The 9,961-nt window shown below is 73.6% G+C and carries 9 protein-coding genes, 1 tRNA gene and 1 pseudogene; 8 read left to right on the forward strand and 3 right to left on the reverse strand.

All coding sequences use genetic code 11. The features are described from left to right. The 8 genes and pseudogenes from L0B03_RS09065 to L0B03_RS09100 form a co-directional block, all read left to right on the forward strand. A pseudogene (locus L0B03_RS09065) lies at positions 1–303 on the forward strand (1-acyl-sn-glycerol-3-phosphate acyltransferase); the annotation flags it as partial. 77 nt (positions 304–380) lie between these two features. After that, the gene (gene der, locus L0B03_RS09070) at positions 381–1,895 is read left to right on the forward strand and encodes a ribosome biogenesis GTPase Der (RefSeq protein WP_250445488.1); all 1,515 of its coding nucleotides are present in this window, start codon (positions 381–383) and stop codon (positions 1,893–1,895) included. Then, positions 1,892–3,013, forward strand: coding sequence for a hypothetical protein (locus tag L0B03_RS09075; RefSeq protein WP_250445489.1), 1,122 nt, complete (start codon positions 1,892–1,894; stop codon positions 3,011–3,013). Before der ends, L0B03_RS09075 begins: the two co-directional genes overlap by 4 nt. A 36-nt stretch (positions 3,014–3,049) precedes the next feature. After that, positions 3,050–3,123 (forward strand) — tRNA-Pro (locus L0B03_RS09080). 195 nt (positions 3,124–3,318) lie between these two features. Then, complete coding sequence (locus tag L0B03_RS09085) at positions 3,319–3,978, forward strand: NADPH-dependent F420 reductase (RefSeq protein WP_250445490.1); 660 nt, start codon at positions 3,319–3,321, stop codon at positions 3,976–3,978. Between the two features lie 128 nt (positions 3,979–4,106). Further along, complete coding sequence (locus tag L0B03_RS09090) at positions 4,107–5,168, forward strand: extracellular solute-binding protein (protein ID WP_250445491.1); 1,062 nt, start codon at positions 4,107–4,109, stop codon at positions 5,166–5,168. Between the two features lie 68 nt (positions 5,169–5,236). Then, positions 5,237–6,778, forward strand: a complete 1,542-nt coding sequence (locus tag L0B03_RS09095; protein WP_250445492.1) for an iron ABC transporter permease — start codon at positions 5,237–5,239, stop codon at positions 6,776–6,778. Then, complete coding sequence (locus L0B03_RS09100) at positions 6,775–7,854, forward strand: ABC transporter ATP-binding protein (RefSeq protein ID WP_250445493.1); 1,080 nt, start codon at positions 6,775–6,777, stop codon at positions 7,852–7,854. The genes L0B03_RS09095 and L0B03_RS09100 overlap by 4 nt, the downstream gene beginning before the upstream one ends. On the opposite strand, the gene L0B03_RS09105 is transcribed toward L0B03_RS09100, so the two are convergent. The 3 genes from L0B03_RS09105 to L0B03_RS09115 all read right to left on the reverse strand — a co-directional run. Further along, positions 7,841–8,599: an EI24 domain-containing protein gene (locus L0B03_RS09105; protein ID WP_250445494.1), complete on the reverse strand. Its 759-nt coding sequence runs from the start codon at positions 8,597–8,599 to the stop codon at positions 7,841–7,843. The two genes, L0B03_RS09100 and L0B03_RS09105, sit on opposite strands and share 14 nt — an antisense overlap. A 64-nt stretch (positions 8,600–8,663) precedes the next feature. Next, the gene (locus tag L0B03_RS09110) at positions 8,664–9,401 is read right to left on the reverse strand and encodes a hypothetical protein (protein ID WP_250445495.1); all 738 of its coding nucleotides are present in this window, start codon (positions 9,399–9,401) and stop codon (positions 8,664–8,666) included. After that, positions 9,398–9,961, reverse strand: a 564-nt coding sequence (locus L0B03_RS09115; RefSeq protein WP_250445496.1) for a SigE family RNA polymerase sigma factor, incomplete at its 5' end; no start/stop codon positions are given. The genes L0B03_RS09115 and L0B03_RS09110, both read right to left, overlap by 4 nt.

The following is a 9,961-nucleotide window of genomic DNA, read 5'->3' on the forward strand; positions in this document are numbered from 1 at the left end:
AGCAGCGCCCGCGCCGGCGTCGCGTGGCTCGCGGTCGCCTCGGGGGCGCCGGTGGTGCCGGTGGCGGTGCTCGGGACCCGTCGCACCGGGGAGTCGGTCGGTCACGTCCCCGGCCTGCGACGTCGCCTCGTGGTCGAGTTCGGCGAGCCCCTGTCCCTGACGGACGGTGAACCCCTTGCGGGGCGGCAGGCGGTGGCCCGGGCCCACGAGCGGGTCGGTGAGGCCCTGCGCACCCACGTGCGCAGGGCGAGCGAACGGGCGGGCGTGCCCCTTCCCACGGACGGCCCCGCCGCGGAGATCTGAGCCGCCGGGGCCGGTTGTCGGCCCACCGTGCGCGACGCAGTTCGTCGCGGGGCCCCTCGGCAGGGGAGGATGGGCCCATGAGCGAGCAGAACCCCACCGGGCAGGACCCGGCAGGGCAGACCCCCACCGAGCACGACGTCGTCCAGGAGGCCGCCGACGACGCGGCCCGCGAGCACTCCCTGCGTGCAGGCCTCGCCGAGTACGAGCTGCAGGAGGAGGACCTCGCGCTGCTCGAGGGCGGCGAGGGGGTCGCGGGTGAGGCGGGGCCGACCGGCCCGCTCCCGGTCCTGGCCGTCGTCGGCCGTCCCAACGTGGGCAAGTCGACCCTCGTCAACCGCATCCTCGGGCGCCGTGAGGCCGTCGTCGAGGACAAGCCCGGAGTCACCCGCGACCGGGTGAGCTACGAGGCTGAGTGGGCCGGACGCAGGTTCACCCTCGTGGACACCGGTGGCTGGGAGGTCGACGTCGCCGGCATCCACGCGCGAGTGGCCGAGCAGGCCGAGATCGCCATCGAGCTCGCCGACGTCGTGCTGTTCGTGGTGGACGCGACCGTCGGGGCGACCTCGACCGACGAGCAGGTGGTGCGGCTGCTGCGCAAGGCCAAGAAGCCCGTGGTGCTCGCCGCCAACAAGGTCGACGGCCCGCGGGCCGAGGCCGACGCGGCGGCGCTGTGGAGCCTGGGTCTGGGCGAGCCCCGACCGGTCTCGGCCCTGCACGGACGCGGCACGGGCGACCTGCTCGACGCCGCGGTCACCGAGCTGCCGGCGATCTCCGCAGCCGGTGGCGCGATCCGCGAGGGCGGACCCCGACGGGTCGCGCTGATCGGCCGCCCGAACGTGGGCAAGTCGAGCCTGCTCAACAAGATCCTCGGCGAGGAGCGCGTCGTCGTGGACGCCGAGGCGGGCACCACGCGGGACCCGGTCGACGAGCTGGTCGAGCTCGGGGGCAAGACCTGGTGGTTCGTCGACACCGCGGGCATCCGGCGCCGGGTGCACCAGACCTCCGGGGCGGACTTCTACGCCTCGCTGCGCACCCAGGCGGCCATCGAGAAGGCCGAGGTCGGCGTGGTGCTCGTCGACGCGAGCGTCCCGATGACCGAGCAGGACACCCGCGTGATCTCCCAGGTGGTCGAGGCCGGGCGTGCCCTGGTCATCGCCTACAACAAGTGGGACCTCATGGACGAGGACCGCCGCCCGTTCCTCGAGCGGGAGATCGAGAAGGACCTGGTCCAGGTGCAGTGGGCCCCCCGGGTCAACCTCTCGGCGCAGACCGGGTGGCACACCAACCGCATGGTCCCGGCGATCGAGACGGCGCTGGAGTCCTGGGACACCCGCATCCCGACCGGACGGCTCAACGCCTTCCTCGGTGAGCTGGTCGCGGCGCACCCGCACCCGCTGCGTGGCGGCAAGCAGCCCCGCATCCTCTTCGCGACCCAGGCCGACACGCGGCCCCCACGGTTCGTCATCTTCGCCACCGGGTTCCTCGAGGCGGGCTACCGGCGGTTCATCGAGCGCCGCCTGCGCGAGGCCTTCGGCTTCGAGGGCTCGCCGATCTCGATCTCGGTCCGCGTGCGGGAGAAGCGCCGGCGGTGACCCAGGACGGCGCGGCGACGGGGCGGCGCGCACCGGTGGACCGGCCGCGCAGCCCGTTGCTGCGCTGGGGACTGCCGCGCGACCCGGCCGCGACCTCGCACCTCGCGGGGTTCGTCGTCGCCTCGGTCGCGACCGTGCTGCTGACCCGCGGGTACCTCGCGGTGATGGACTACCCGCAGATCGGCGGTGGCGGGCTGCACGTCGCCCACGTGCTGTGGGGCGGCCTGCTCATGGCCCTGGCCTTCGTCCTGCTGCTGTCCTTCGCGGGTCCGGTGGTGCGCCCGGCCGGGGCACTGCTTGGCGGGATCGGCTTCGGTCTCTTCGTCGACGAGGTCGGCAAGTTCGTCACCTCGGACAACGACTACTTCTACGAGCCGACCGCAGCCCTGATCTACCTGGTCACGGTGGCCCTCGTGCTGCTCGGCGAGGCCCTGCACGGGCGGACCCCGCACCACCCCGTCGAGTACCTGGCCGGGGCGGCCGACCATGCGGTGGCCGGGCTGGCCGGGGGATTCACCACCCGGACCAGGGCCGAGGCGCACGCCCTGGTCGACCGTGCCGGGCCGGTCCGGGGCGAGGCCGAGGTCCGCGCCCTGCTCGACGTGGCTGAGACGGACTCGTCCGAGCTGCCCAACCCCATCGAGGCCGTCGGACACGCGGTGGTCGGCCTGATGCGCCGCCTGGTCTCGACGAGCTGGGCACCGTGGCTCACGGTCGGGGTGCTGCTGCTCTCGACGGTCGGGACCGTGGGTCGTGGGGTGCTGGCCTGGGTCCAGGGCGCGCAGGTGCCTGCATGGATCGTCGTGGGGCTCCTCGTGAGCGCAGCGATCGGCACCGGGTTCGCAGCACTGGGCCTGTGGTGGGTGCGGGGCGCCCGCGCCCGCGGCTACCGCTGGTTCCGGCGGGCGGTGCTCGTCAACCTCCTGGTCACCCAGGTGTTCCTGTTCCGGGTCGAGCAGTGGAGCGCGACCACCGGGCTGATCGTCGACCTGCTCCTGCTGGGCCTCGTCGCGGCCGAGCTGAACCAGATGAGCGAGGCGGGTCGGCTGCCCGGGCCTGCCCGTCGTCGGGGGAGCGGACCGTCCACGGACGCGTCGGATGCACGGGGCACCCCCTGAGGTGGGGTAAAGTACAGGCGGCCCGCAAGGGCCGTTCGGGATGTGGCGCAGCTTGGTAGCGCACTTGACTGGGGGTCAAGGGGTCGCAGGTTCAAATCCTGTCATCCCGACAGTGAAAGAGCAGGTCAGAGGCCCGCACCGCTTCGGCGGGGCGGGCCTTTGCGCGTGGCGGGCGAGCCTGGTCGAGGTCCGCGTCGATGATCGACCCGTCGTGTGAGCGGGCATGACGAGCCGTCACGCCGGACCGCACCGAACGACCCGGTGTCTCCGCAGAGCCCGCAACCCAGCACCGTGGAGGTGGCCCGATGAACGCGCGCACGACGACCCGGACGATCGGCATCCTCGGGGCCGGCAAGGTGGGCACGGTCTTGGCCCGGCTCGCCGTCGATGCCGGGTACCGAGTGCTCGTCGCGGGGTCGGGTGACCCCGCCAAGATCACCCTCACGGTCGAGGTCCTGACGCCCGGGGCCATCGCCGTCCGGGCCTCGGACGCCGCGCGGGAGGCCGACGTCGTGATCCTCGCCCTCCCGCTCAGCAAGTACCGCGCCCTGCCGACCGAGGAGCTGCGGGGCACGCTCGTCATCGATGCCATGAACTACTGGTGGGAGGTCGACGGCCCTCGCGAGAGGCTCCTCGAACCCGGGATCTCGTCCAGCGCCCTCGTGCAGGGGCTCCTTGACGGTGCCCGCGTCGTCAAGGCCTTCAACCACATGGGCTACCACGACCTCGCGGACGAGGCGCGTCCCGACGGGGCGACCGGACGCAAGGCGATCGCGGTCGCCGGGGACACCGAGACCGACGTCGCGCAGGTCGCGGCGATCGTCGACGACCTCGGGTTCGACCCGGTGCACATCGGACCCCTCGCCGCGGGTGTCGTGCTGGAGCCGGGCAGCCCGTCGTTCGGTGCCAACGTCGACGCCGCCGAGCTCCGTCGCCTGACCGGGGCTGGTGCGTCGAGGCCGTAGCCGAGGGACGTCCGGCTGCCGCGGCCGGGACGCGAGGCCCGCCGCGTCCAACCATGGGACGAGTGAACCGAGGTAAGGCTTACCTGAGTTATCGTGGGCCGCTCGACCCGACATCCGAGGAGTTCCCTGTGCGCCGTCCCCACCTGCTCGCTCCCGTCATGGCCGCGACCCTCCTGACCTCGCTCGCCGCCTGCAGCACGTCGGAGAGCACCACCGGCAGCGCCCCGGACGAGACGGCCGGCGCGGCGGCCGAGGAGGGGACGCTCCTCATCTACTCCGGACGGAACGAGAACCTCGTCGAGCCGCTCCTCGAGCAGCTCGAGGACGCGGTGGGGGTGGACGTCGAGGTGCGGTACGCCTCGACGAGCGAGCTCGCCGCCCAGCTCCTCGAGGAGGGCGACGCGAGCGAGGCGGACATCTTCTTCGGACAGGACGCCGGTGCTCTCGGGGCGCTCGCCAAGGCCGGGATGCTGGCCGAGCTCGACGAGTCGGTGACCGGCCTGGTCCCCGAGACCTACCGGGACGCCGACGGCCGCTGGGTCGCGACGTCCGGCCGGGCCCGCGTGCTGGCCTACGACCCCGAGCAGGTCCCGGAGATCGAGGACATCACGGAGATCGACCAGCTTCTCGAGCCCGAGTACGTCGGCGCGGTCGGCTACGCGCCCTCCAACGCGAGCTTCCACGCGTTCGTCACCGCCCTGCGCATCGAACGCGGTGAGGACGGGGCCCGGCAGTGGCTCGAGGACTTCGCGGCCCAGGACCCGCAGGCGTACGAGAACAACAACGCCGTGCTCGACGCGGTGGACGGCGGGCAGGTCGCCCTGGGCCTGATCAACCACTACTACTGGTTCCAGAAGGTCGCCGAGCTGGGCGAGGACGGGGTCTCCGCCGAGATCCACTTCCTCGACAACGACGACCCGGGCGCCCTCGTCAACGTGGCCGGCGCCGGCGTCCTGGCCTCCACGGACATGCCCGAGGCGGCCGCCGAGGCGATCACCTTCCTGCTGTCGGACGACGCCCAGCAGTACTTCGCCGACGAGACCGCCGAGTACCCGGTCGTCGAGGGCATCACGAGCTCGACCTTCGAGCTCGAGCCGCTCGCCGAGCTCGACTCGCACCAGATCGACCTGAACGACCTCGACTCTCTCGAGGAGACCCTCGGGCTGCTCGACGAGGTGGGCCTGACCTGAGCGCGGCGTCGGTCTTGACGAGGAGGGCCGGCCGCTCGAGCGCCGAGCGGCCGCCGGCCCTCCTCGTCGTGCCCGCGCTCCTGGCCGCCGCCGTCGCCGTGCTGCCCCTCGGGTACTTGGCGATCCGTGCCGGCGAAGGAGGACTGGGCACCGCGGTCGAGGTGCTCGTGCGCGAGCGCACCTTCTGGCTCGTGTTCCGCAGCCTCGGCCTGACGGCAGCCGTCACCTCGGCCTGCCTCGTGATCGGCGTGGGGCTCGCGTGGCTCACCACCCGGACCGACCTGCCCGCTCGCCGGACCTTCGGTGTCGTGGCGGCGCTCCCGCTCGCCGTCCCGAGCTACGTGGCCGCCTACGCGTGGATCTCGGCCTTCCCGGGGGTGGCGGGCTTCTGGGGGACGTTCCTCGTGCTGACCGCGTGCACCTACCCCTACGTGTACCTCCCGGTGGTCGCGGCGCTACGACGCTCCGACCCGAGCCTGGAAGAGGTCTCGCGCTCGCTCGGGCGCTCCGCCCGGGCGACCTTCCTGTCGGTGACCGTCCCGCAGCTGCGCCCTGCGGCCGCCGCCGGGGCCCTCCTCGTGGCGCTGTACACGCTGTCCGACTTCGGGGCGCCGTCGCTGCTGCGCTACGACGTGTTCACCCGCGTGATCCACAGCTCGTACCGGGCGAGCTTCGACCGCACCCCCGCGGCCATCCTCGCGGTCCTGCTGGTGGTGATCACGGTGGCCATCACCGTGGCAGAGTCCCGGTCCCGCAACCGCGGCGGCACCGCCCGGCTCGGTGGCGGTGTGGTGCGGCCGGCGGCGGCGGTTCCGCTCGGTCGGCTACGCCCGGTCGCCGTCGGGCTCTGCCTCGCCGTGGCAGCGGTCGCCCTCGCCTTCCCCACCGGGTCGCTCGGCTACTGGTTGGTCCGCGGGTCCTCCGCCTCGCTCGACCTCGACCGCCTGGTCAGCGCCGCCACGTCGACCGTCGGCGTCTCGCTCCTCGGCGCCGTGGTCACCACCGCCCTGGCCATCCCGGTGGGAGTCCTCGCCGCGCGGTACGGGACCCGGACGGTCCGGCTCGTCGAGCACGCCGCGTACGCCGGCCACGCCCTGCCAGGCATCGTCGTGGCCCTGGCTCTCGTGTTCTTCGGCATCCGGTTCGCTCAGCCGGTCTATCAGGAGACGCCCCTGCTGGTGCTCGCCTACGCGGTGCTCTTCCTGCCGGTCGCGGTCGGGGCCGTGCGGGCCTCCGTGGCGCAGAGCCCGCGCCGTCTGGAGGAGGTCTCGCGCTCTCTGGGCGCCGGCGTCTGGACGACCCTGCGCCGGGTGACCCTGCCGCTCGCCGGGCCGGGTATCGCGGCGGGGGCGGCGCTCGTGCTGCTGACCTGCATGAAGGAGCTGCCGGCCACCCTCCTGCTCCGCCCGACGGGCACCGACACCCTCGCCACCCGCTTGTGGACGGAGACCGGGGCCGGCGCGTACGCCGCCGCAGCGCCGTACGCTGCGATGCTGGTGCTGCTGGCTGCTGTCCCCACCTTTCTGCTGACCTACGCCCAGACCCGCCGCGCAGCGCAGTCCACCGAGGACGTCGACCCCCAGGACCTCATGGAAGGAGGCTCGCGATGAGCCTGCTCGAGGTGCGCGGAGTCACCAAGGCCTTCAACCGGACCCCTGTGCTCCAGGGTGTGGACCTGGATGTCCCCTCGGGTGCCCTCGCGGCGGTCCTCGGCCCGTCCGGCTGCGGCAAGACCACCCTGCTGCGCGTCATCGCGGGCTTCGAGCGTGCGTCCGGCGGGACGGTCACCGTCGGTGACCAGGTCCTGGCCGGACCCGGACGGCACGTCGCCCCCGAGCGGCGTCGGGTCGCCGTGGTGCCGCAGGAAGGCGCGCTCTTCCCGCACCTGTCCGTCGCAGGCAACGTGGCCTACGGCCTGCCGCGCTCGGCCCCGCTGCGGGACCGTCGCGTGGCCGAGCTCCTCGAGCTCGTGGGTCTGCAGGGCTACGGGCAGCGGATGCCCGCCGAGCTCTCGGGCGGTCAGCAGCAGCGCGTCGCGCTCGCCCGCGCGCTCGCCCCCGACCCTGTTGTGATCCTGCTCGACGAGCCGTTCTCGGCCCTGGACGCCGGCCTGCGCGCGAGCGTGCGCGCCGACGTCCGCAGCGCCCTCCACGCCTCGGGCTCCACCGCGGTGCTCGTCACCCATGACCAGGAGGAGGCGCTCTCCACCGCCGACGTCGTGGCGGTGATGCGCGAGGGCCGGGTGGTCCAGTCCGGGACGCCGCAGGAGATCTATCGCACGCCCCACGACATCGACGTCGCGCGCTTCGTCGGGGAGGCCGTCATCATCCCTGCGACGGTGCGCGACGGCGTGGTGTGGACCACGCTCGGGGCCCTGCCCCTGGCGGGTGCGGCGACCGACGGGGTGGGGATGGCCGTGCTGCGTCCCGAGCAGGTGATCCTCGTCCCGGTGGCCGACGGCCTGCCCGCCCGCGTGCTCGACACGGTGTTCTACGGGCACGACGCCAACGTCATGCTCGAGGTCCGGTGCCCGGGCGACGTGCTCATGCCCGTGATGTGCCGCACGCAGGGGGACCTGCCGCGCAGCGAGGCGGTCGGCGTGAGGATCGTCGGGCCGGTCACGTGGTTCCCCAAGCGCCCGCACGACGTGATGCCGACCGGCGGGGAGATCGTCACCCCGGCGTGAGGACCGGGGTGCTGCGCGGCGGGCCCTCCAGCAGGCTGTGGGCGAGCAGCGTGGAACCGGCGACGGCAGCCGGCATGGTCACCACGGCGCCGCCGGGCACGAGGAAGCACAGCTGGGTGGCCGCCCCGAAGCCGACCGCCCGCAGGCGGTGCGTCCGCAGCAGGCGGTTGCGGTCGCGGCGCTCGATCCCTCGGGCGATGAGCGCCCGGGTGGTCAGCTCGTGCGCGAGGACCCATCCGGTGAGCAGCACCCCGGCTGTCCATCCGAGCGCCGTGCCCACCAGCGGGACGAGGCCCAGCAGCCCGGCGACCACGGCGACCGCGAGGCCCCGGATCACCATCGCGATGCCGTCGACCGCGCCGCGCCAGAAGCCGGTGTCCCCCGAGGGGACGGTACCGGTCTCGGCCAGCTCCACGGCCCGCCAGATGCGGTCGTAGAACGGCTCGCCGATCGCCAGGGTGAGCGCGGTGAAGGTCACGACGACGACCACGACCGCCGTCGCGAGGACGAGTGCCTGCGCGACGAGCCCGACCACCCGCGGCCACGGGCTCGGCCACCCGGCGGCGAACCCGGAGAGAGCGTCCCCGACGTGGTCGAGGTTGAGCGTCAGCACGACGAGGAGCACCACCACGAGGAGACCCGCTGCAGCCGCAGGGACCAGGCCCCAGGCCATCGCCCGAGGTCGCCGCCGCCACATCCCCCACCCACGGAGCAGCACCCGGGCCCCGGCCATGAACTCGCTCACCGACGGGAGCCTAGTGCCGCCCCGCTGCCCTCCGTCGTCGTCGACGACCTGCCGGCGGCACACGCTACTCGGTCGCGGTCGGGTCCCCGCTCGGCTCGATCGGCAGGCTCTCGCCGTCCAGCAGCATCCGACCTGCCAGGGCCTTGGTCTCCACGGCGTCGGTGTCCCACAGGGCGGTGAGCGTCTCGAGGTCCTCGGCCGTGTACCCGGCGTCCCAGAACTCCTCGCGGGCAGCTTGCTCCTCGGGCGACCCACCCGGCTCGGCGGAGACAGCCGGAGCGAGAGGGAGCTGGTCGCCATCGAGGATCATCTGACCCGCGCGCGCCTTGGTCTCGGTGCCGTCGGTCTGCCAGAGAGCGCCCAGGGCGAGCACGTCCTGCGAGGTGTACCCGGCGCCCCAGAACGCCTCGTACTGCTCGCGGGTGTACCCCGCGGGCATCGCCGACCACTCGACGCCCACGGCGTGGACCACGCCCTCGACGGCGGCCGCGAAGCCTGTGTAGGGGTTGGCGGCCGCCGCAGCACCTGCACCGACGGCGACGATGGTCGAGGTGACCAGGCCCGTGACGACGACCCGGCTCGCGCGTCGCCCGAACGGGGTCACCACGGTGTCGCGATCCTCTGCCGCTGCCGCGAGGCGGGCAGCGATCCGCTCGGTCGAGGCGGCGGTCTCGGCAGGGGCCGGTTCGCGCGAGCGCAGGGCGGCTGCGACCCGCACGGCCAGCTCGTCCTGCTCGCCGTCGTGCTCGGGCCGGGGGAGAGGGACGGGCGAGGGAGTGGGGGTGGGGGTGTCGTGGGTCATCGTGTCTCCATCAGGGGCGGGTCGGTGCGCCGCAGGGTGGCGAGGGCGCGCGAGGCGTGAGAGCGGACGGTGGCGGCGGAGGTTCCGAGCACGGCGGCGATCTCGACGTCGGCGAGGCCCTCGTAGTAGCGCAGCACGAGCACGGCGCGCTGCCGTCCGGGCAGCTGTTCGAGCCTGCGCCACAGGGCGTCCCCCTCAGCGTGCTCGTGCGCCGGGTCGCCGACGGCGCCGCCGTGCCGCACGAGGGCCTCGTCCGCGGTCGGGTGGATCGTCCGGACGTGCCAGCGACGCCGCCACGAGAGGTGCTCGTTGGTGACCATGCGCCGCAGGTAGAGGTCGGGTCGCTCGGTCAGGGCGATGCGGTGCCAGCGCACGTGCGCACGGAGCAGCACCTCCTGGACCAGGTCCGCCGCGGTGTGCTGGTCACCGACGAGCACGGTCGCGTATCGCAGCAAGGCGGGCAGGTGCGCCCGGACCAGCCCGTCCAGGGTGTCCGCGCCGTCGGCGGGGTCGGCCGCCCCGGCCGCAGTCTCGGCGTCGTGGGCAAGTCGGAGGCCAAG

This window comes from Actinotalea sp. C106, assembly GCF_023630195.1.
Lineage (GTDB): Bacteria > Actinomycetota > Actinomycetes > Actinomycetales > Cellulomonadaceae > Actinotalea.

What these genes read in the sequence shown, in the direction of transcription:
- L0B03_RS09100 (WP_250445493.1), top strand. Translation starts at nt 6,775, where the DNA reads ATGAGCCTGCTCGAGGTGCGCGGAGTCACCAAGGCCTTCAACCGGACC.
- L0B03_RS09085 (WP_250445490.1), top strand. Translation starts at nt 3,319, where the DNA reads ATGAACGCGCGCACGACGACCCGGACGATCGGCATCCTCGGGGCCGGC.
- L0B03_RS09110 (WP_250445495.1), bottom strand. Translation starts at nt 9,401, where the DNA reads ATGACCCACGACACCCCCACCCCCACTCCCTCGCCCGTCCCTCTCCCC.
- der (WP_250445488.1), top strand. Translation starts at nt 381, where the DNA reads ATGAGCGAGCAGAACCCCACCGGGCAGGACCCGGCAGGGCAGACCCCC.